Origin of the sequence: Marmoricola sp. URHB0036 (assembly GCF_000426045.1) — a bacterium.
Classification (GTDB): Bacteria; Actinomycetota; Actinomycetes; order Propionibacteriales; family Nocardioidaceae; genus Marmoricola.
Genome location: NZ_AUEP01000003.1, coordinates 487057 through 507366, shown reverse-complemented (window position 1 = coordinate 507366; position 20310 = coordinate 487057). Strand labels below are relative to the sequence as shown.

Annotated in this window: 22 protein-coding genes; 7 read left to right on the top strand and 15 right to left on the bottom strand. The window is 69.7% G+C overall.

All coding sequences use genetic code 11. From position 1 onward, the window contains the following. Positions 1 to 53 precede the first annotated feature (53 nt). From H976_RS0102325 to H976_RS0102315, 3 genes are read left to right on the top strand one after another with little or no spacing between them, the layout of a single operon-like run. A complete protein-coding gene (locus H976_RS0102325) occupies positions 54 to 1481 on the top strand; it encodes an aldehyde dehydrogenase family protein (RefSeq protein WP_027860208.1) in 1428 nt (475 codons plus the stop codon). Beyond that, a complete protein-coding gene (locus H976_RS0102320; protein WP_027860207.1) occupies positions 1478 to 2335 on the top strand; it encodes an aldehyde dehydrogenase in 858 nt (285 codons plus the stop codon). Before H976_RS0102325 ends, H976_RS0102320 begins: the two co-directional genes overlap by 4 nt. 10 nt (positions 2336 to 2345) lie before the next feature. After that, positions 2346 to 2930 (top strand): ATP-binding protein, encoded by a 585-nt coding sequence (locus H976_RS0102315; protein WP_231388770.1) that lies wholly within the window; start codon positions 2346 to 2348, stop codon positions 2928 to 2930. Here H976_RS0102315 and H976_RS0102310 read toward each other — a convergent pair. The 5 genes from H976_RS0102310 to H976_RS0102290 form a co-directional block, all read right to left on the bottom strand. After that, the gene (locus H976_RS0102310; protein WP_027860205.1) at positions 2920 to 3687 is read right to left on the bottom strand and encodes a response regulator transcription factor; all 768 of its coding nucleotides are present in this window, start codon (positions 3685 to 3687) and stop codon (positions 2920 to 2922) included. The genes H976_RS0102315 and H976_RS0102310 overlap by 11 nt on opposite strands. Positions 3688 to 3801: 114 nt before the next feature. Next, the gene (locus tag H976_RS0102305) at positions 3802 to 4182 is read right to left on the bottom strand and encodes an SHOCT domain-containing protein (protein WP_027860204.1); all 381 of its coding nucleotides are present in this window, start codon (positions 4180 to 4182) and stop codon (positions 3802 to 3804) included. A gap of 118 nt (positions 4183 to 4300) precedes the next feature. Beyond that, positions 4301 to 4690, bottom strand: a complete 390-nt coding sequence (locus tag H976_RS0102300) for a VOC family protein (protein ID WP_027860203.1) — start codon at positions 4688 to 4690, stop codon at positions 4301 to 4303. 23 nt (positions 4691 to 4713) lie between these two features. Further along, complete coding sequence (locus H976_RS24170) at positions 4714 to 5403, bottom strand: AraC family transcriptional regulator (RefSeq protein ID WP_036223973.1); 690 nt, start codon at positions 5401 to 5403, stop codon at positions 4714 to 4716. Positions 5404 to 5435: 32 nt separating this feature from the next. After that, complete coding sequence (locus H976_RS0102290; RefSeq protein WP_027860202.1) at positions 5436 to 6536, bottom strand: adenosine deaminase; 1101 nt, start codon at positions 6534 to 6536, stop codon at positions 5436 to 5438. Between the two features lie 49 nt (positions 6537 to 6585). On the opposite strand from H976_RS0102290, the gene H976_RS0102285 reads away from it, so the two are divergent. After that, positions 6586 to 7038: a MaoC family dehydratase gene (locus H976_RS0102285; RefSeq protein ID WP_027860201.1), complete on the top strand. Its 453-nt coding sequence runs from the start codon at positions 6586 to 6588 to the stop codon at positions 7036 to 7038. On the opposite strand, the gene H976_RS0102280 is transcribed toward H976_RS0102285, so the two are convergent. The 9 genes from H976_RS0102280 to H976_RS0102240 form a co-directional block, all read right to left on the bottom strand. Next, positions 7031 to 8308 (bottom strand): thymidine phosphorylase, encoded by a 1278-nt coding sequence (locus tag H976_RS0102280; protein WP_027860200.1) that lies wholly within the window; start codon positions 8306 to 8308, stop codon positions 7031 to 7033. The genes H976_RS0102285 and H976_RS0102280 overlap by 8 nt on opposite strands. Continuing rightward, positions 8308 to 9471, bottom strand: a complete 1164-nt coding sequence (locus tag H976_RS0102275) for a cytochrome P450 (protein ID WP_027860199.1) — start codon at positions 9469 to 9471, stop codon at positions 8308 to 8310. The genes H976_RS0102280 and H976_RS0102275 overlap by 1 nt, the downstream gene beginning before the upstream one ends. Beyond that, the gene (locus tag H976_RS0102270) at positions 9443 to 9838 is read right to left on the bottom strand and encodes a cytidine deaminase (RefSeq protein ID WP_155917896.1); all 396 of its coding nucleotides are present in this window, start codon (positions 9836 to 9838) and stop codon (positions 9443 to 9445) included. The genes H976_RS0102275 and H976_RS0102270 overlap by 29 nt, the downstream gene beginning before the upstream one ends. Beyond that, positions 9835 to 11094 carry an ABC transporter permease gene (locus tag H976_RS0102265; RefSeq protein WP_027860197.1) on the bottom strand — a complete coding sequence of 420 codons (1260 nt, stop codon included), beginning with the start codon at positions 11092 to 11094 and terminating at the stop codon, positions 9835 to 9837. Before H976_RS0102265 ends, H976_RS0102270 begins: the two co-directional genes overlap by 4 nt. Continuing rightward, positions 11091 to 12197: an ABC transporter permease gene (locus tag H976_RS0102260; protein ID WP_027860196.1), complete on the bottom strand. Its 1107-nt coding sequence runs from the start codon at positions 12195 to 12197 to the stop codon at positions 11091 to 11093. Before H976_RS0102260 ends, H976_RS0102265 begins: the two co-directional genes overlap by 4 nt. After that, a complete protein-coding gene (locus H976_RS24165) occupies positions 12194 to 13744 on the bottom strand; it encodes an ABC transporter ATP-binding protein (RefSeq protein WP_036223969.1) in 1551 nt (516 codons plus the stop codon). The genes H976_RS0102260 and H976_RS24165 overlap by 4 nt, the downstream gene beginning before the upstream one ends. A 107-nt stretch (positions 13745 to 13851) precedes the next feature. Next, on the bottom strand, positions 13852 to 14952 hold the full coding sequence (locus tag H976_RS0102250) for a BMP family protein (protein ID WP_027860195.1): 1101 nt from the start codon (positions 14950 to 14952) through the stop codon (positions 13852 to 13854). A gap of 103 nt (positions 14953 to 15055) precedes the next feature. Next, on the bottom strand, positions 15056 to 16261 hold the full coding sequence (locus tag H976_RS0102245; protein WP_027860194.1) for an amidohydrolase: 1206 nt from the start codon (positions 16259 to 16261) through the stop codon (positions 15056 to 15058). Positions 16262 to 16287: 26 nt separating this feature from the next. Next, positions 16288 to 17025: a hypothetical protein gene (locus H976_RS0102240; RefSeq protein ID WP_027860193.1), complete on the bottom strand. Its 738-nt coding sequence runs from the start codon at positions 17023 to 17025 to the stop codon at positions 16288 to 16290. 75 nt (positions 17026 to 17100) lie between these two features. On the opposite strand from H976_RS0102240, the gene H976_RS0102235 reads away from it, so the two are divergent. Continuing rightward, the gene (locus H976_RS0102235; protein ID WP_036223967.1) at positions 17101 to 17925 is read left to right on the top strand and encodes an alpha/beta fold hydrolase; all 825 of its coding nucleotides are present in this window, start codon (positions 17101 to 17103) and stop codon (positions 17923 to 17925) included. 116 nt (positions 17926 to 18041) lie between these two features. Further along, the gene (locus tag H976_RS0102230; protein WP_027860191.1) at positions 18042 to 18317 is read left to right on the top strand and encodes a hypothetical protein; all 276 of its coding nucleotides are present in this window, start codon (positions 18042 to 18044) and stop codon (positions 18315 to 18317) included. 125 nt (positions 18318 to 18442) lie between these two features. Here the strand turns inward: H976_RS0102230 and H976_RS0102225 are convergent, their stop codons facing one another. Beyond that, on the bottom strand, positions 18443 to 19786 hold the full coding sequence (locus H976_RS0102225) for an HNH endonuclease signature motif containing protein (RefSeq protein WP_027860190.1): 1344 nt from the start codon (positions 19784 to 19786) through the stop codon (positions 18443 to 18445). A gap of 103 nt (positions 19787 to 19889) precedes the next feature. On the opposite strand from H976_RS0102225, the gene H976_RS0102220 reads away from it, so the two are divergent. Continuing rightward, complete coding sequence (locus tag H976_RS0102220) at positions 19890 to 20309, top strand: hypothetical protein (RefSeq protein ID WP_027860189.1); 420 nt, start codon at positions 19890 to 19892, stop codon at positions 20307 to 20309. Position 20310: the final 1 nt, after the last annotated feature.

Genomic DNA, 20310 nt, shown 5'->3' with positions numbered 1-20310 from the left:
TGTGAGCCGAATTATCGGGCCCCGTTCGTGCCCGGAGCGAAGCGAGGACACGAATGGGTTTTGAGTACGCACCCGCCCCCGAGTCACGCTCGGTAGTCGACATCAAGTCCTCCTACGGACTGTTCATCAACGGCGAGTTCGTCGACGGCTCCGGCAAGGCGTTCAAGTCGATCTCGCCGAGCACCGAGGAGGTGCTGGCCGAGGTCGCCGAGGCCGACGACCACGACGTCGACCAGGCCGTGAAGGCAGCCCGCCGCGCCTACAACCGGGTCTGGTCGCGGATGAGCGGGGCCGAACGCGGCAAGTACCTCTTCCGGATCGCGCGCATCATCCAGGAGCGCTCCCGCGAGCTGGCCGTCCTCGAGTCGATCGACAACGGCAAGCCGATCAAGGAGTCGCGCGACGTCGACATCCCCACGGCGGCCGCACACTTCTTCTACTACGCCGGCTGGGCCGACAAGCTGGAGTACGCCGGCTACGGACCCGACCCACAGCCGATGGGCGTCGCCGGCCAGGTCATCCCGTGGAACTTCCCGTTCCTGATGCTGGCCTGGAAGATCGCTCCCGCCCTGGCCTGTGGCAACACCGTCGTGCTCAAGCCGGCCGAGACCACTCCCCTGACCGCGCTGCTGTTCGCCGAGATCTGCCAGCAGGCCGACCTCCCGCCGGGTGTGGTCAACATCCTCACCGGCGCCGGCGCGACCGGTCAGGCGATCGTCTCCCACGACGACGTCGACAAGGTCGCGTTCACCGGCTCGACCGACGTCGGGCGGGCCATCGCGAAGGCCGTGGCCGGGTCGAGGAAGAAGGTCACCCTCGAGCTCGGCGGCAAGGCCGCCAACATCGTCTTCGACGACGCGCCGGTCGACCAGGCGGTCGAGGGCATCGTCAACGGCATCTTCTTCAACCAGGGCCACGTCTGCTGCGCGGGCTCGCGGTTGCTGGTGCAGGAGTCGGTGGCCGAGGAGGTGCTGGCCAAGCTGAAGCGACGGATGTCGACGCTGCGCGTGGGTGACCCGCTGGACAAGAACACCGACATCGGCGCCATCAACTCCGCCGAGCAGCTCGCCAAGATCCGTGAGCTGTCCGACATCGGCGAGGCGGAGGGTGCCGGCCGCTGGTCGCCGAAGTGCGACCTGCCCGACCACGGCTTCTGGTTCCCGCCGACGATCTTCACCGGCGTCACGGCGGCCCACCGGATCGCCCGCGAGGAGATCTTCGGACCGGTGCTCTCGGTGATCACCTTCCGGACGCCCAAGGAGGCGGTCGAGAAGGCCAACAACACGCCGTACGGCCTCTCGGCCGGCATCTGGTCCGACAAGGGCTCCCGCACGCTGTGGATGGCCTCGCAGCTGCGCGCCGGCGTCGTCTGGTCCAACACGTTCAACCGCTTCGACCCGGCCAGCCCGTTCGGCGGCTACAAGGAGTCGGGCTACGGCCGCGAGGGTGGCCGCCACGGACTGGAGGGCTATCTCAAGTGACGCGCATCGACGTACGCAAGACCTACAAGCTCTACATCGGTGGCGCCTTCCCGCGCTCGGAGTCGGGACGCTCCTACGCGGTCAACGACGCCAGGGGCAGGTTCTGGGCCAACGCCTCGCACGCCTCCCGCAAGGACGCCCGCGACGCGGTCAAGGCGGCCCGTGCAGCGTTCGGCGGCTGGTCGTCGCGCACGGCGTACAACCGGGGCCAGGTCGTCTACCGGATCGCCGAGGTGCTGGAGGACCGTCGCGAGCAGTTCGAGGCCGAGCTGCGCACCGCCGAGGGCCTGACCGCGGCCAAGGCGCGCACCTACGTGGAGGCCGCGATCGACCGGCTCGTCTGGTACGCCGGCTGGGCCGACAAGATCGCCCAGGTGACCGGCGGCGCCAACCAGGTCGCCGGACCGTACTTCAACCACTCCGCCCCCGAGCCGAGCGGCGTGATCGCCGTGGTCGCTCCCAGCGGGCCGCTGCTGGGGCTGGTCAGCGTCATCGCGCCGGCGATCGTCACCGGCAACACCACGGTGGTGATCGCCAGCGAGCCGCATCCGCTGACCTCGATCACGCTGGCCGAGGTGATGGCGACCTCAGACGTCCCCGGCGGCGTGGTCAACATCCTCACCGGTCCCCAGGCCGAGATCGCCCCGTGGCTGGCCTCGCACATGGACGTCAACGGGATCGACCTCACCGGCGTCACCGACGACGAGCTCGCCCGCAACCTCGAGATCGAGGCGGCGGAGAACCTCAAGCGGGTCCGCCGTCCGGGCGTCGAGGACCTCCTCGCTCCCCCGGCCCTCGACCGGATGACCACCTTCCTGGAGACGAAGACCGTCTGGCACCCGATGGGGATCTAGGTTGCCCCAGGTGATCGTCCTGGCCGGGCCGTCCGGGTCGGGCAAGTCGCACCTCGCCGACCGGTTGGGGCTGCCGATCCTGAGACTGGACGACTTCTACAAGGACGGGGACGACCCGACCCTGCCGCGGCTCGACCTGGCCGGAGGCGAGCCGATCGTCGACTGGGACGATCCCGGCTCGTGGAACCTGGAGGCCGCGGTCGCGGCGGTCGAGGAGCTGTGCCGCACGGGCTGCACCGATGCGCCGGTCTACGACATCGCGGCCAGTGCTCGCACCGGCCACCACGTGCTGGAGCTCGACGGGTCGGCGTACTTCGTCGCCGAGGGGATCTTCGCCCAGGAGATCGTGGCCGAGTGCCGCCGCCGGGGGCTGCTCGCCGAGGCCCTCTGCGTCACCCAGCACCCCGCCCTGACCTTCGTACGACGCCTGGCCCGTGACCTGCGCGAGCACCGCAAGCCACCCTTCGTGCTGGTCCGCCGCGGGCTGCACCTGCTCCTCGCCCAGCGTGCAGTCGTCCGGCACGCGCAGGACCTCGGCTGTCGCGTGCTCTCACCCGACGACGCCTACCGCGAGGTGCGCAGCCTCATCGGGTGAGCTGCTCGTGCGGCGCCGAGCGCCAGCCGCCGTTGACGCCACGTCCGCGCATCAGCAGCACCGCCTCGGTGCGACTGCCGGCACCCAGGACCTCCAGCACCCGGTGCACCTCCCGCTCCACCGTGCGCAGGGAGAGTCCCAGTGCATGCGCGATGGCCCGGTCGCGCAGGCCGACGCACACGTGACGGGCCACGTCGAGCTGTCGCTCGGTGAGCGGCGGGTCCTCGCCCGGCTCCAGGATGGGGTGGCAGTGGGGCAGGGTCGCCCTCCAGACGTCGATCACCGAGTCGATCACCTCGGGCACGGTGGTGTACCACGCCACGCGGCGGCCGTAGGCATCGTCGGCACCGCCCACGATCGCCTGCCGTGAGTCGACGACGAGGGCCCGGAGGAACACCGGACCGAGCATGGTCGAGGGGAAGATCGACGAGAGCAACGGGTGCGTGTGAGTGGTGGCCGGGAGCGTGATCAGCTCGGTGTCCACGCCGCGTTCGCGGGCCGACCGCGTCAGCGCCACGCCGGGGTCCTCGGGGTCGTAGGCGTAGTGCGGCTGCAGCACCCACGAGGTGCTGGTCGCCGCCGGGGCGATCCGCTTGAGCTGCAGCACCAGCGCCGCGAGGCCCACCAGTGGCTGCACCGCACCCGGTCTCTCGGCAGCGACACTGTCGAGGCACTCGAGCACCTCGGCTGAGCGTCTGCGGAGGGCGGCGACCTCGGCCGGCTCCTCGAAGCTCCCGAGCCCCCGAGTGACATCCATGGCGCAGATGGTCTCAGGTGGCTCGGGATTTGGCAGCGGTTTCGCCGGTCGAGCCGAAGAGCGCCATCGCTCCGGTCGGGCATCCGCAGTGCACCGAGGCCCGCCTCGGGCGGCTCAGGCCAGTGCCTTGGCCTTCAGCGCGTCGAACTCCTGGGGCGAGATCGCCCCGGAGTCGAGCAGACCCTTGGCCTGCGCGATCTGGTCGGCGGGCGAGGCCCCGGACGAGACCTGCCGGATGTAGGCCTCCTGGTCGCGCTGGGCAGTCTGGACGGCGGCGATGTTGCGCTCGGTCATCTGCCGGCCGCGCGCGATCAGGTAGACGAGCGAGGTGAGGATCGGCAGGAAGATCAGGAACAGGATCCACACCGCCTTCACCCAGCCGCTCGTGTCCCGGTCGCGGAACAGGTCGCCGAGGATCTGGAAGAGAACCATCAGGTACGCCATCAGCAGGAAGAAGCTGAGGATGAACCAGAAGAAGTCCCAGAAGCTGTCCATGTCGGAGCCCTTTCGTCCGTCCTGGCACGTGTCGGGCGCCAGCGTCAGCGTCACGCTAGGGCTCCGGGGGTCACACCGACCTCACCTGCAACGGGTGAGGCCGCCGGCGCGCGCCGGCTCAGGCGAGGGGCGCGAACAGGTCGACCGGGTTGCCGTCCGGGTCGTGGACGACGGCGTAGCGCATGCCCCAGAACGCGTCCCACGGCGGCAACGCTCCGGTGGCTCCAGCACCGGTGAGCTCGGCGTACGCCGCATCGACCTGGGCCGGGGAGTCGCAGGCGAAGGCGAGCGCCATCCCGTGGCCGCCCGAGGGAGGTGTCCAGTCGCTGTTGAACGACAAGATCGTCTCGCGGGTGTCGAACGCCAGGTGGAGGCTGCCGAGGTCGACGTCCACGTGGGGCTCGGTGTCCGCATCCGCGGCGATCTCGAGGCCGAGGCGACGGTAGAAGGCCAGTGCCGCCGCCATGTCGGCGACGACGATCTCGATGACTGCTGGTCGTAGCTTCATGCGCCCGACGCTAGTCAGGCGCCTCAGGCGGCGTCTTGGACGGATCGGACACGTTCGGCGCGGAGCACGGTCGGCGTCGCTCCGGCCAGCGCCCGCATCTCACGCACCAGGTGGGCCTGGTCGACGTAGCCCGCACGCTGGGCGACCTCCGTCCACGCCAGCCCGGTGTCGGCGGCGGCGACGGCCCGCAGCAGCCGCAGCACCCGGCCGAGCTGCTGTGGCCCGTAGCCGAACAGGGGCAGCAGCCGGCGGTGCAGCTGTCGCGGGCTGTAGCCCACTGCCTCGGCCACCTGGGCGACGGACGAGCCGCGGTCGAGCAAGTCGTGCACCAGGTCGCCGAACGGGTCGCCGTCCGAGGAGGTCGCCCAGTCGATCAGCGCGGACTCCGGGTGTGCGCCGACCTGCTCGGTCAGCGCGCGGGCGCGGGCGCTGCCCCAGACGTCCTCGAGCGGCACCGTGCGGTCGCGCAGCTCGTCGGCCGGCACCCCGAGCAGCAGCGGACCCCGGCCGGCGTGCAGGCGCACTCCCGTGACCGGGTCGGGTGCCACGGCGAGGTGCACCCGAGCGGAGGTGTCCGGCCCGGCGACGAACAGGCGCTCGTCGATGAGCACGAGGTCGATGCAGCCGTCGGGCAGGATCCGCTGCTGCCCGGTCGAGGCAGCGTTGCGCCACACCTCGATGCCGGGCGCGACGGTGCGTTCGGCGTACCCCATCTCCCGACCGTACGACGAGCCACCGACAGCGGCTAGCGCACTCCGAGCTCGGCGTACCCGGGCTTGATGATGTCGTTGATCAGCTGCAGCCGCTGCTCGAAGTGGACGAAGGCCGACTTCATGGCGTTGACCGTGACCCACTGCAGGTCGCCCAGGTCCCACCCGAACGCATCGACGAGCGCGCCCATCTCGCGACTCATCGACGTGCCGCTCATCAGCCGGTTGTCGGTGTTGACCGTGACCCGGAAGCGCAGCTTCGCGAGCAGGCCGATCGGGTGCTCGGCGATCGAACCGGCGGCACCCGTCTGGATGTTGGAGTGCGGGCACAGCTCGAGCGGGATCCGCTTGTCGCGGACGTACTGCGCCAGCCGCCCGAGCCGCACTGCACCACTTTCCGGGTCACCGTCGACCGTGATGTCGTCGATGATGCGGACGCCGTGGCCGAGCCGGTCGGCACCGCACCACTGGATCGCCTGCCAGATCGAGGGCAGTCCGAACGCCTCGCCGGCGTGGATGGTGAAGTGGGCGTTCTCGCGCTGGAGGTACTCGAAGGCGTCGAGGTGCCGGGTGGGCGGGTAGCCGGCCTCGGCGCCGGCGATGTCGAAGCCGACCACCCCGTCGTCGCGGTGCTTCACCGCCAGCTCGGCGATCTCCCGCGACCGGGCCTGGTGACGCATCGCGGTCAGCAGCTGGCGTACGACGATCTTTCTTCCGGACCCGCTCTCCGCCATCCCCTCGTCGAAGCCCTCCTGCACCGCGCGGACGACCTCCTCCAGGGTCAGGTCACCCTCGAGGTGCTGCTCGGGGGCGTAGCGCACCTCGGCGTACACCACCCCGTCGGCGGCCAGGTCCTCGACGCACTCCCGCGCCACCCGGGTGAGGTGGTCGGCGCGCTGCATGACCGCGACCGTGTGGTCGAAGGTCTCCAGGTAGCGCTCCAGCGAGCCGCTGTCGGCCGACTCGGTGAACCAGCGCCCGAGCGACTCGGCGTCGTCGGCCGGCAGGGTGTGGGCGACCTCGTGGGCCAGCTCCACGATGGTGGCAGGACGCAGTCCTCCGTCGAGGTGGTCGTGCAGCAGCACCTTCGGGACGGCCCTGATCAGGTCGGGATCGATGACGATAGATTCGGACACGTTGCCCATCCAACACCTTCACAGGATGCGTCCACGAGGAGCGTCGTACATGCGCGTGTTCAGCACGTTCGAGGAGATCGAAGCCGCCGCCGGGGAGGAGATCGGTGCCTCGGAGTGGGTGGAGATCACCCAGGAGCGGGTCGACGAGTTCGCCAGGGCGACCGACGACTTCCAGTGGATCCACGTCGACCAGGAGAAGGCCGAGGCCGGTCCGTTCGGCGGCACCATCGCCCACGGCTACCTGACGCTGTCGCTGATCCCCTACCTCAGCAACCAGGTGTTCGGGGTCGAGACCGAGGGCGCCAAGCTCAACTACGGGCTCAACAAGGTCCGCTTCCCCAACCCGGTCCCGGTGGGCGCCCGCCTGCGCGCGGTCGTGACCGTCGGCACCGTCACCGACCTCCCCGCCGGCAAGCAGCTGACCATGAAGTACGTCATCGAGATCGAGGACCACGACAAGCCGGCCTGCGTCGCCGAGACCGTCGTGCTGCTGCTCAGCTGATCCGGTCGAGCACGATCGGCCCGGGCTCGTACGACGTGCCGATGTCGTAGCCACCCTCCAGCGAGGACAGCGCACGCTCGAAGCGGTCCGGCTCGTCGGTGTGCAGGGTGAGCAGCGGCTCGCCCTCGGTCACCGCGTCGCCGGGTCGGGCGTGCCACTCGACACCGGCTCCGGCCTGGACGGCGTCGCCCTGCTTGGCGCGGCCCGCGCCGAGCCGCCAGGCGGCGAGCCCGACGGCCATCGCGTCCAGCCGGGTGAGTACGCCGGACGAGGGTGCCGTGACGACGTGGGTCTCGCGCGCGACGGGCAGGGTTGCGTCGGGATCACCGCCCTGGGCGGCGATCATCTGCTTCCAGGAGTCCATCGCCCTCCCGGAGGCGAGCACGTCGGCCGGGTCGAGGTCCTCGCGGCCGGCGCCGGCCAGCATCTCCCGGGCCAGCGCGACTGTCAGCTCGACGACATCCGCTGGTCCACCGCCTGCCAGCACCTCGACCGACTCGCGCACCTCGAGGGCGTTGCCGGCGGTCAGGCCAAGCGGCGTGGACATGTCGGTGAGCAGCGCGACCGTGCGCACGCCCGCGTCGGTGCCGAGACCGACCATCGTCTCGGCCAGCTCGCGCGCCCGGTCGAGGTCCTTCATGAAGGCGCCGGTGCCGACCTTGACGTCGAGGACCAGGGCACCGGTGCCCTCGGCGATCTTCTTGCTCATGATCGAGGAGGCGATCAGCGGGATCGCCTCGACCGTCCCGGTGACGTCGCGCAGCGCGTAGAGCTTCTTGTCGGCTGGAGCCAGGCCCGATCCCGCAGCACAGATGACGGCTCCGACGTCCTCGAGCTGCTGCATCATCGCCTCGTTGGACAGTGACGCCTGCCAGCCCGGGATCGACTCCAGCTTGTCGAGCGTGCCGCCGGTGTGGCCGAGCCCGCGGCCCGACAGCTGCGGCACGGCGACGCCGCAGGCCGCCACCAGCGGCGCGAGCGGGAGCGTGATCTTGTCCCCGACCCCGCCGGTCGAGTGCTTGTCGGCCGTGGGCCGGGACAGCCTGGAGAAGTCCATCCGCTCGCCGCTGCCGATCATCGCCGCGGTCCAGCGGGCGATCTCGCGCCGGTTCATGCCGTTGAGCAGGATCGCCATGGCCAGCGCGGACATCTGCTCGTCGGCGACGTCACCGCGGGTGTAGGCGTCCAGCACCCAGTCGATCTGGCTGTCGCTGAGCTCCGCGCCGTCCCGCTTGGCGATGATCACCTCGACCGCGTCGTGCGCTGCCATCAGGCTCCCTCCTGTCGGACCAGCACCCTACGGAACCCCCGGAGCACGAACGTCCCCCGGCTCTCCGGCTCGCCGACGAGGTCGAGCGCAGGGAAGCAGTCGAAGAGCGCGGTCAACGACTCGGCCAGCTCCATCCGGGCCAACGGTGCGCCCAGGCAGAAGTGCAGTCCGGCGCCGAACGCGAGGTGCGGGTTGGGGTCACGCTGCGGGTCGAAGGTGTCCGCGTCGGCGAACGCCGAGGGGTCGCGGTTGGCAGCACCGAGCAGTGCGGCGACCTTCTCCCCCTCCCTCACGACGACTCCGCCGACCTCGACCTCACGGGTCGCCGTGCGCTCGAAGAGCTGGAGGGCGGAGTCGAAGCGCAGCATCTCCTCGACGGTCAGGGTCGGGTCGTCACCAGGAGTCAGTCCACGGGAGAGCAGCGCCACCAGGCCGTTGCCGAACACGTTGACCGACGCCTCGTGCCCCGCGTTCAGCAGCAGTACGGCGGCCGCGACCAGCTCGTCGTCGGAGAGCCCAGCCGCCAGCAGGTCGGTCGTCAGGTCCTCTCCCGGGCTCGAGCGGCGACGGGCGAGGTGCTCGCGGACGTGGTCGGCGAACTCGGTCGCGGAGCGCACGGCGTCGGCCACCACCTCGGCGGACGGTGCCGGCTCGTACATCCGCACGATCGCCTGCGACCAGCGGCGCAGCGACGACACGTCGGTCGTGGCAAGACCGACCAGCTCGGCGATGACCAGGACGGGCAGCGGCTCGGCGTACTCCCCGATCACGTCGAACGAGGACGGTTCGACCTCGTCGAGCAGCTCGGCGGCCAGCGCCCGGACGCGCGGGCGGAGCCGCTCGACGTGGCCGCGGTTGAAGGCCCCGGCCACCGCCCGTCGTAGTCGGGTGTGCTCGGGCGGCTCGTTCTCCATCATCTGGTTGCGGTGCAGGAGGTTGAACGGCTCGAGGTAGGCCGCCGGCTCCTTGTCGCGCCAGATCCGCCCCAGCGCGCGGTCGCGCAGGACAGCGCTCGCCGCGGTGTGCGAGAAGGTCAGCCATGTCCCCGAGCCCTCGTGCCGGGCGACCTCGTGACGCTGCCGCTCGGCGGCGAAGTGCGGGTAGGGATCTGCGACGACGTCGGCATCCGTCAGGTCAATCGAGGTCGTGGGGGCCGAAGGCATCCGGCAGCACCTCGTCCATGCGGCGTACGCCCTTCGGGGTGAGCAGCAGCAGCTCGGGTCCGCCGTTCTCCATCAGCAGCTGGCGACAGCGCCCGCACGGCATGATCAGCTCGGACTTCCCGTTGACGCACACCGAGTGCGTCAGCCGGCCACCGCCGGTGATGTGCAGCTGGGAGACCATGCCGCACTCCGCGCACAGCGCCACGCCGTACGCCGCGTTCTCGACGTTGCAGCCGGTGACCACCCGGCCGTCGTCGACCAGCGCGGCCGCTCCAACCGGGAAGTGTGAGTACGGCGCGTAGGCGTGGGTGGCCGCCTCGACCGCCCGGGCCTTGAGCTCGTCCCAGTCGACGTCGTCGGTGATCAACCCGCAGAGCCCTTCCGGTAGATCTGTCCGTCGGCCGCTGGCATGCGCAGTCGCTGGGAGGCGAAGGCCAGCACCAGCAGCGTCGTGACGTACGGCGCCATCGTGGTGAACTCGCGCGGGACGACGTCGGTGACCAGGAACCAGAGCAGGAACAGCACCCCGAAGACCAGAGTGGTCGCCGCCTGGGCCTTCGAGCCACGGAAGAACTGCCAGAGCGCGAACGCCACCAGGATCGCGGCCACGAGCAGCAGCAGCCCGTGCAATGAGACGGTGCCTTCGCGGAACGGCAGGGCCTGGGTGTAGCCGAACAGGGTCGACCCGAGGAACATCCCGACCGGACGCCAGTTGCCGAAGATCATCGCCGCCAGGCCGATGTAGCCGCGACCGTTGGTCTGCCCGACCTGGAAGCCCGAGACCGAGACCATCGACAGCAGCGCACCGCCGAACCCGGCCATCGCGCCGGAGATCAGCACGGCCACGAACTTGTAGCGGTAGACGTTCACGCCGAGCGTCTCGGCCGCCGACGGTGCCTCGCCGCACGAACGCAGACGCAGCCCGAAGCGGGTCTTCCACAGCGCCCAGGTGGTGCCGAAGATCAGCACCAGCCCGATCAGCACGAGCGAGCTGAGGTTCTTGGTGAACATCTCCACCACCCCGGCCAGGTCGCTGATCAGGAACCAGTGCTTGTTCTCCAGGGTGTTCATCGGGTCGGAGATGAACGGCAGGTTGATCACCGGAGGGGTGGGCAGCGGCGGTGACTGCGTCGGGCCGCCACCCTCGAGGTCGCTGAACCACGCCTCGGCCAGGAAGCCGGCGACACCGAGTGCGATCAGGTTGATGGCGACACCGGAGACGATGTGGTCGACGCCGAAGACGACCGTGGCCAACGCGTGCAGCGCGCCGCCGAGCAGGCCGAAGGCGGTGGCGCCCAGCACGCCCACCCAGACGCCGTAGTGGAACCCGAAGTAGCCGGCGCCGAGCGTACCCATGATCATCATGCCCTCGAGGCCGATGTTGACCACGCCCGCGCGTTCGGACCAGAGACCACCGAGACCACACATGGCGATCGGCATCGTGGCCGTCAGCGTGACGGTCAGCGTGCCCGACGAGGTCAGCTCGTCGGCGCCGCTGATCACCCGGACCAGGCAGAGCAGCACGAACCCGGCCAGGGCCAGCAAGGCGGTACGCCGGTAGCGCGACCGGCGCTCGACCTGAGCCTCGACCGGCGACGGCGGAGTCGTGACGACCGTGCTCACGAGGCCACCCCCTCGGTCTGCGGGGTCGCTCTGGACTGGTCGGCCAGCTGGGCAGCGACCTCGGACTGCTCGAGGCGGACCCGGTAGCGGCGTACGACCTCGTAGGCGATCACGACGGCCAGCACGATCACGCCCTGGGTGACGCTGACGATGTCGGGCGAGATGCCGGCCAGGATGTTCAGCAGAGTCGCCTGCTCGCTGAGGAACGCGAAGATCAGCGCTCCGAAGGCGATCCCGATCGGGTTGTTGCGGCCGAGCAGGGCGACCGCGATGCCGGTGAAGCCGAGCCCGGTCTGGAACGACGAGCCGTAGGCGAACGAGTCGGAGAACATCGTCGGCAGTCCCACCAGGCCGGCCACGGCACCGGAGAGCAGCATCGCGATCACGATCATCTTCTTGACGTTGACGCCGCTCGCGATGGCTGCGCTCTCGGAGGCGCCGGCCGCGCGCAGGTCGAAGCCGAACCGGGTGCGGTTGAGCAGCACCCAGAAGCCGACACCGACGACCACCGCCAGCAGCGAGAGCCCGTAGAGCTCGGTGGGGCTGTCCTTGAACAGGTTGATGGTGCCGACGCGGGTGCCCTCCGGCATCGCCTTGGTGTTGGTCGCGTTGCCGTTGTTCACGCCGATCTTGAAGATGATGTAGGTGATCACCGAGCCGGCGATCGCGTTCAGCATGATCGTCGAGATGACCTCGCTGACGCCGCGCGTCACCCGCAGCACGCCGGCGATGCCGGCCCACAGGGCGCCGACCACCATCGCGACGATGATGGCGGCCACGGTGTTCAGCTTGCCGGGGAGCCAGGCCTCCCCCGCGAACGCGGCGGCGGCGAACCCGGCGATCTTGTACTGGCCCTCGACGCCGATGTTGAACAGGTTCATCCGGAAGCCGATCGCCGCTGCCACACCGGAGAGGTAGAGCAGCGCCGTCGTGTTCAGGATGCTGACGATGTTGCGGTGGGCCGGCCAGGTGAACATGACGTCCCAGAAGCCGCCGACGTCGTCGCCGGTGATGCTGAGCACCAGGCTGGCGACGATCCCCGCCACCACGAAGGCCAGCACGGGAGCGGCCAGGGCGAGCCCCACCCGCTTGACGAGACTCACTGGTCGTCACCTGCTCCGGTCATGGCGGATCCGAGCTCCTGCGGTGTCACCGTCTGCGGGTCGAACTCGCCGACCAGCCGGCCGCGGAGGAGCACCCGGATCGTGTCGGAGAGGCCGATCAGCTCGTCGAGGTCGGCGGAGATCAGCAGCACGGCGAGGCCGTTCTTGCGGGCCTGCTTGATGTGTCCCCAGATCTGCGCCTGGGCGCCGACGTCGACACCGCGTGTGGGGTGCGAGGCGATCAGCAGGACGGGGTCGCCACTCATCTCGCGGCCGACGATGAACTTCTGCTGGTTGCCGCCGGAGAGAGCGCGCGCAGTGGTGTCGATGCCAGGAGTGCGTACGTCGTACTCCTCCACGATGCGTTCGGAGTCCTGTCGAGCACCGCCGACGTCGAGCCAGCCGCCCTTGACCGACGGCCGCCGGGTCTGGTGGCCGAGGATGCGGTTCTCCCAGAGCGGCGAGTCGAGGAGCAGGCCGTGGCGCTGCCGGTCCTCGGGTATGTAGCCGATTCCGGACTCGCGGCGCTCGCGGGTGGACCACTGGCTGATGTCCTGGTCGCCGAGCCGCACGGTGCCGGCGATCGGGTGCCGCATCCCGATCAGCGTCTCCACCAGCTCGGTCTGGCCGTTGCCCTCGACGCCGGCAATACCGAGGACCTCACCGGCGTGGATGTCGAAGCTGATGTCGGCCAGCTCGGTGCGGCCGAGGGAGTCGTGAAGCTCGATGTCACTCACGCTCAGCAGCACCGTGTCGGTGACGGTGGACTCCTCGGTGCTGGGCGAGGGCAGCTCGCTGCCGACCATCAGCTCGGCCAGCTTGCGGGCGGTGACGTCGGCGGGCTTGACCGAGGTGACGGTCGTGCCGCGGCGCATCACCGTGATGTCGTCGGCGACAGCGAGCACCTCGTCGAGCTTGTGGGAGATGAAGATGAGGGTGTGCCCCTGCGCTTTCAGCTCGCGCAGGTTGGCGAAGAGGGCGTCGACCTCCTGCGGCACCAGCACGGCCGTCGGCTCGTCGAGGATGATGATCTTGGCGCCGCGGTAGAGGACCTTGAGGATCTCGACCCGTTGGCGCTCGCCGACACCGAGGGTCTCGACCAGCTCGTCGGGGTCGAGCTCGAAGCCGTAGCGCTTGGAGATCGTCAGGATCTCGGCCCGGGCCGCGTCGCCGATGCCGTGCAGCTTCTCGGCCCCGAGCGCGACGTTCTCCAGCACGGTCAGGTTGTCGGCCAGCATGAAGTGCTGGAAAACCATCCCGATGCCCCGGTCGATCGCGTCGGCCGGTGTCGCGAAGGAGACCTCGGAACCGTTGACGGTGATGGTCCCGTCGTCCGGCTTCTGCACGCCGTACAGGATCTTCATCAGCGTGGACTTGCCGGCACCGTTCTCGCCGACCAGTGCGTGGATGGTGCCGGTGCGGATGGTGATGTCGATGTCGTGGTTGGCGATCACGCCCGGGAACCGCTTGCCGATGCCCCTGAGCTCGATGGCGCCGGACGCTGCGCCCGATGGTGCTGGTGACGGTGGCTCGACGACCGTGGTCACGGTCCCTCCTGACGTCTGGACGAACAGATGCCCGGGCGACACGGTAGCGCGTCGCCCGGGCACCAGTCTTGCCGGTGGGGAGCCGGTTGTGACCGGCTCCCCGGCTGTTACTTGACCTTCTTGGGGTCGGACGGAACGACGATCTCGCCGCTCTTGATCTTGTCCGCCGCCGCCTCGATCTTGCTCTTGATGTCGTCCACGAAACCGCCGGAGGTGGCGTAGCCGACGCCGTCGCTCTTCAGGTTGTAGTTCGTGAACCCGGGCTTCAGGGACTTGTCCGCGAAGGTCTTGATCTCGTCGTAGACCGCCGTGTCGACCCGCTTCAGGGCCGAGGTCAGGATGTGCGGCTGCTGGTCCTTCGGCGCGGTGAGGTACTGGTCGGAGTCCACACCGATGGCCCACTTGCCCTCACCCGCCGCGGCTGCGGCCTGGAAGACACCGAGACCGGACTTGCCGGCCGCGTGGAAGACGACGTCGGCGCCCTTCTCGTACATCGCCGACGCTGCGTCCTTGCCACCGGCCGGGTTCTCGTACGCCGTCTGCGCGTCCGTCTGGTCCTGGGTCAGGTAGGTGACGTCGATCTTGATCGACGGGTCCACCGACTTCACACCGGCCTCGTAACCGGCCTCGAACGGCCCGATCACGGCGCCGGGGACGCCGCCGACGAAGCCGACGTGCTTGGCCTTGGTCTTGAGCGCGGCCGCCACACCGACGAGGTAGGAACCCTCGTTGGCGGCGAACACCAGGTCGTTGAGGTTCTTCAGCGGCGTCTTGGGCAGCGTGGTGCTGTAGCCGTCGACGACCGCGAAGTTGGTGTCCGGCATCTCAGCCGCGACCTTGGCCGCCGCCGGGGAGTAGAGGTAGCCGATCGCGATGACCGGGTTGTAGCCGCCCTCGGCGAGGGTGCGCAGCCGCTCGGCGCGGGTGGTGTCGTTGTCGGAGGTCGTCGCCTTGGCCTCGATGCAGGTCGCGTTGAGGTCCTTGGTGGCCTGGGTCAGGCCGCGGTAGGCGGAGTCGTTGAAGGACTGGTCGCCACGGCCGCCGACGTCGTAGGCCACGCCGACCTTGGGACCGTCACCCTTGGCGGTCTTGCACACGTCGTTGGAGGCCGAGCTCTTGCCGTCGCCCCCGCCACTGCTGCTGCCACAGCCGCTCAGCGCCATGGCGCCGACGACCACTACTGCTGCGATCTTGCTGAACCTGCGCAAGATGCCTCCTCGATCTTGGGTGCCGCTCCCCGGCACGTACGGACGGCACCCTATGCGAGCGGGCGGGAGGCACCTACCAGTCGCGCGGACATCCCGGGAAGTGTTATCGGTCGGTGACCATCGACTTCAGCGCTGCGGCGGCCAGCACCTTGGCGCCGACCGAAATGGCCCGTTCGTCCACCCGGAGATCGCCCTGGTGGAGGTCGTACGTCGGACCGCCTGGTGTGCGCGTGCCGAGGCGGCCCATCGCGCCGGGAACGCTCTCGAGGTACCACGCGAAGTCCTCGCCGCCCAGGCTCTGCGTGGTGGCCACGTTGGCCTCCTCGCCGAGCACCGCCTCCACTGCCTTGCCGAGGATGACGGTCGAGCGGTGCTCGTTGACGACCGGCGGCACCCCGCGGACATAGGTGACGGTCGGCTCGACGCCGTACGGCTCCACGATCTGCTCGATCGTGTCCCGGACCAGCTCCTCCGCCTCGGCCCAGGCGACGGCGTCGAGCATGCGCACGGTCCCGCCGGCGCGGCCGGTGGAGGGGATGACGTTGACGGCCGAGCCGGAGCGGACGATGCCCCACACCACGCTCACGCCCGCGCGCGGGTCGAGGCGGCGGGAGAGCACCGCGGGCAGCTCGGTGACCAGCTTGCCGAGCGCGAAGGTCAGGTCCTCGGTCAGGTGCGGGCGTGAGGTGTGCCCGCCCTTGCCGTCGAGCAGCACGTCGAGCGAGTCGGCGGCGCCGGTGAGCGGCCCCTCGCGCAGGCCTACGGTGCCGACGTCCGTGGCGGGGTCGGCGTGCAGGCCGAAGATCCGCGAGACGCCGTCGAGGGCTCCGGCCTCGATGGCCATCAGCGCTCCGCCGGGCATGACCTCCTCGGCCGGCTGGAAGATCAGCCGGACGCGTCCCGGCATCCGGTCGGCGATCCCGGCCAGCGCCAGGCCGGCGCCGAGCAGTGCCGAGGCGTGCAGGTCGTGGCCGCAGGCGTGCGCCACCCCCTGCACCGTGCTGGCCCACGGGTCACCGGTGCGGTCGTCCACCGGCAGCGCATCGAGGTCGGCCCGCAGCGCGACGAGTGGCCCGGGCTGGGTGCCGATGTCGACCATCAGGCCGTTGCGCGGCAGCGGTGTCGGCACCAGGCCGACCTGGTCGAGCCGCTTGGCGATCACCGAGGAGGTGCGCTCCTCGGTCCACGACAGCTCGGGGTGGGCATGGAGGTCGCGGCGTACCTCGATCAGCTGGTCCGAGACCGCGTCGACGCCGGCGAGCACTGACTGGAGCAGGCCGGGATGGTCGATTGGGGCAGCGGAGGTCACAACGGACAAGACTATCGGCCCGTCCGTCAGCGCGGGCCCACCGCCGTGAACCGGAAGACGAAGCCGGGAGTGAGCATCCCGTTGCGCGCGAACAGGCTGGTCTCGTGGATGCAGGTCGCGCCCTTGGGCACGAAGGCGCCACTGAAGCGCACCTGATCGCCCTTCTCGAGGTCGGCCAGCTCCCGGTAGACGTCGGAGTTGGGGTCGACCAGCGTGTGGGCCTTGGCGTCCTCCGACGCACGACTCCAGGTGTGCAGCTGCACGTCGTCGGCCACCTTGACCGCGACCTGGCCCTGCTTGCCCCCGAGCACCGTGCCGACCTTGGTGATCGTGCCGACCCAGTCCTTGACCGCGCCGCCCGGCGGCAGCAGGGCGCACACCGCGCTCGCCCGGTCCCGGGCGGCAGTGACCAGAGTGATGTCGTTGCCGTCCTTCACGGCGGCCTGGCCGTGCGCCACCGCCCTGAGGAACTCGCGCTCCTCCCGCGGCTTGCGCGCCGGCGCGCCACCGCTGGCGCTCACCGCGATCACGACGACGAGGAGCACCACCGCGGCCGCCCCGATCCACAGCCGCCGGTCCTCGAGGCTGATCCCGAAGCGGCCCTCCAGCCGCTCGCGCCAGCTCGGTGGCTGCGGGTCCGGTTCGGTGCCGCGCGGCACCCAGACGCCGTTGCGGAAGTAGCCGTCGACGCGCTCGCGCACCGGCACCGGAGTCCGGTCGGCCTCGGTGTCGCTGTCCGGGTCGCGAGGCGGGGGCTCGCTCATGGATCGGAGTATGGCGGTTCACTCCCCCGCACCGCGGGAACCGATCAGGGACGTTCCGGACGGCTGTGTGCCAGCATGGCGCTCGTGCTGGGCGAGACGTTCTCTTGGGGCGGCCGCGCGGTGCGCTGGGAACGGATGGGATCTGGTCCCGACGTCGTGTTCTGTCACGGCACCCCGTGGTCCTCCCAGCTCTGGCGACCGTATGCCGAGGCGCTCGCCACCCGCTACACGGTGTACCTGTGGGACATGCCGGGGTACGGGCAGTCGTCGAAGCACGCCGACCACCCGGTTTCCCTCGACGTCCAAGGCGAGCTGTTCGCCGACCTGCTTGATCACTGGGGAGTCCGGGCGCCGCACGTCGTGGCGCACGACTACGGAGGGGCAGTCGCCCTACGCGCTCACCTGCTGCACCAGGCCGCCTTCGCATCGCTGGCCTTGGTCGACGTCGTGGCCCTGGCTCCCTGGGGTTCGGACTTCTTCCGGTTGGTCCGGGAGCACGCCGACGTGTTCAGCGCCGTACCGCCGTCCATCCATGAGGGTGTGGTGCGCTCCTACATCGCAGGCGCCAGTCACGTCGGCCTGACCTCGAGCGCCATGGAGATGCTGGTCTCGCCATGGCGTGGCGCCGAGGGACAGGCTGCTTTCTATCGTCAGATCGCCCAGGCGGACCAGCGCTACACCGACGAGATCGAACCCCGGTACTCCGAGGTGGACATCCCGGTCCTGGTGGTCTGGGGGCAGCAGGACACGTGGATTCCCGTCGACCGCGCCCATCGGCTGGGCGCGATCATTCCCGGGGCCAGGACACACCTGGTCGAGGACGCCGGGCACCTCATCCAGCTCGACCAACCAACGGCAATGGCAACCTGCCTGAGTCAATGGCTGGGCGAGCAAGCCTGACGCGCTCCGAGACACACTGAGGTCGGCAGATCAGCTCGCATCGCGGCATGTACGGACGGCGGCACACCGTGCGTTCCGCACTACGTTTGGGACACACAACCAATCAGGAGGCCGGCATGATTGCCCGCGTAGCTGTATGGGAGCCAATGCCTGACGATGACCGGCAGTGGGTTATCGACGCGGCCAAGACGGTGCCCGGTGTGCAAGATGCCTACCATCTCGTGGATCCCGAGTCCGGTAACGGTTTGTCCATCGCCTTCTTCGATGACGATGTCGACGTGGCTCACGTCAAGGCCGCCATCGCCGGAAAGGCCGAAGAGATCGGTTGGAATGACGTGCCACGCCCAGCGCCGACATCAGAGACCATCTACCGCGTAGTGCGACACGGGTAGCCGATCCGGGAGACCGTGTCCTCACATCGCCATGAGCGCGCGCGTCGCGCTACAAAGGCCTAGACGTAGCGCGCATGCCGATGCCCCCGCCGTGGCGTGAGTCGGCGGGGTGCAGGGCGGTGGAGCTAGTGGTCGGGTGGGCGCCGACGATCGTTGCTGACGTCGGTGGTGCCGGTGTGGTCGCGGAGGAACTGGTAGCCGTGCGGGCTGGTCCACAGGTAGGTGCCGGGGTCGAGGACGGTGTAGGTCCAACCGTGGGCGTGGGTCTTGAGGCGGTGATGTCGCTTGCAGAGCGGGGCGATGTTCTCCGAGCAGGTGGGGCCGCCGCGGGCGTGGGGGACGACGTGGTCCTTCTCGCTCGTCCGAGCGGGCCGTGCACACCACGGGAAAGCGCAGGTGACGTCGCGCAGCTCGGTCTGCTCGGCCAACCGGTCGGGCACCTCGTAGGCCTCGACGTGGATGTGCTCGGCCAGGTCGATGACCGGCTTCACGACGACGCTGGCGTCGGGGTTGGCACACCATGTGCGGACCTGGTCGGCGGTGACGAGACGGTGCTGGTTCTCCACCCGGGCGATCCCCGGGCCGGACCCCTCGATCGCCGCCTCGGAGAGGTGCACGTAGAGCACCACCTGTCGACGCGGCTTCGGGCGACGACCAGTCGGCTGTCCGGGGTCGGAGGTGTCGAGGTCGAGAGCGAGCTGGCGGCGAGCCAGATCGCCGGCGGCCATCGCCCGGCGTACGTCGAGGGACTCGCCACACCCCGCGGCAGCCAGGGACTCGGCGCCCGCACTGAGGGCGGCGTCCAGGTCGAGGGCATCGGCCAGGTCGAGCTCCGCCTCCACGAACGTGGTGCCGTCGAAGGAGACCTGCTGGTGGTGGAAGGTGACGTGCCGGCGCTCGGCAGCGCTCTGGGCGTCGGCGTCAGCCTGGTCGGGCATGAAGCGGGCCTTGGCCTCCTCGACCAGCCGGTCGAGCGCGGCTGGCCCGATGGAGTGTGCGAACGCAGCGACCTGGGCGTCGACGAACGCCGCTGCCTCGGGCGAGAGCGACATCGTCTGCTCCGCGACCCTGCGCGCCCGCCACACCGGCACCTCGCCTGCGGTCACCCGCCGGTGCAGGCGCCGCAGGCGGTACTTCAGCTCCAGCCCGTGGGCCATCAGGATCCGACCCGAATCGGTGGACACCCCCAACGCGGCTGCGAGCTCGGCGACGCAGAACTCCGCCACCAACGGTGCACCCTCACCGGCCAACGCCAGACCGGTCTCGCCGCCGATCGCTGTAGTCCCCGGCCAGAACGCCGCGTCGTGGATCGACTTCACGGGGTGCTGCTCGCCCCACACGGTCGCCGCCGCGAGCACGTCGACATCGGCCGCGTTGGCGTCGGCGCGGCGAACCCGGATGAACCCGAGCACGTCACCGGGAGCGTCGTGCTCTCCCACGACGGTGGCGGTGCGATTGGTGACCTGCATGAGCCAAGTCAACCAGTCACCACCGACAGTTTCGATAGTGTGAGCGAAGATGTGGAAAACCTTTGCGTTCGCGTCCTTGGCAACGTGGAGGCATGCTGGGCGTGTGACCTATGAACGGCTCTGGCCACGGCTGCTCGAGTCTCTCAACGAGTGGAGCATCGCGACGGAGGTCGCCCCCGGCAGGATCCAAGTAGCCGTCGCGACTCCTGACGATCCCGCGAGGCACGTCGAGATCCTGATGTCCGCGCACGAGTGGGACCAGATGGTCTGCATCCCCTGGGGCGACTTCTCGCGGGCCGCGGAGGAGGTCAGGAAATCCGTGCTCGCGGTGGGGGCACACGAGCGGTTCCTCATCTACGAGAACTACGAGCTGGTTCCCTCGGAGAGCTCTGCCCTTCCCGTGGACCCGGATGAGGAACGGATGGCCGAACTCGCTCGCCTGCATCCCGAGGGCTTCGGTCACTGGGTGGCCCTGGACCCGGACGGCAACGTCGTCGACGAGCTTCGCTCATCCCTGGAGTGAC

Coding starts and splice junctions, on each gene's coding strand:
- H976_RS0102325 (WP_027860208.1), top strand. CDS start 54: ATGGGTTTTGAGTACGCACCCGCCCCCGAGTCACGCTCGGTAGTCGAC.
- H976_RS0102310 (WP_027860205.1), bottom strand. CDS start 3,687: ATGGATGTCACTCGGGGGCTCGGGAGCTTCGAGGAGCCGGCCGAGGTC.
- H976_RS0102305 (WP_027860204.1), bottom strand. CDS start 4,182: ATGGACAGCTTCTGGGACTTCTTCTGGTTCATCCTCAGCTTCTTCCTG.
- H976_RS0102300 (WP_027860203.1), bottom strand. CDS start 4,690: ATGAAGCTACGACCAGCAGTCATCGAGATCGTCGTCGCCGACATGGCG.
- H976_RS24170 (WP_036223973.1), bottom strand. CDS start 5,403: ATGGGGTACGCCGAACGCACCGTCGCGCCCGGCATCGAGGTGTGGCGC.
- H976_RS0102285 (WP_027860201.1), top strand. CDS start 6,586: ATGCGCGTGTTCAGCACGTTCGAGGAGATCGAAGCCGCCGCCGGGGAG.
- H976_RS0102280 (WP_027860200.1), bottom strand. CDS start 8,308: ATGGCAGCGCACGACGCGGTCGAGGTGATCATCGCCAAGCGGGACGGC.
- H976_RS0102275 (WP_027860199.1), bottom strand. CDS start 9,471: ATGCCTTCGGCCCCCACGACCTCGATTGACCTGACGGATGCCGACGTC.
- H976_RS0102240 (WP_027860193.1), bottom strand. CDS start 17,025: ATGAGCGAGCCCCCGCCTCGCGACCCGGACAGCGACACCGAGGCCGAC.
- H976_RS0102235 (WP_036223967.1), top strand. CDS start 17,101: ATGGCGCTCGTGCTGGGCGAGACGTTCTCTTGGGGCGGCCGCGCGGTG.
- H976_RS0102230 (WP_027860191.1), top strand. CDS start 18,042: ATGATTGCCCGCGTAGCTGTATGGGAGCCAATGCCTGACGATGACCGG.
- H976_RS0102225 (WP_027860190.1), bottom strand. CDS start 19,786: ATGCAGGTCACCAATCGCACCGCCACCGTCGTGGGAGAGCACGACGCT.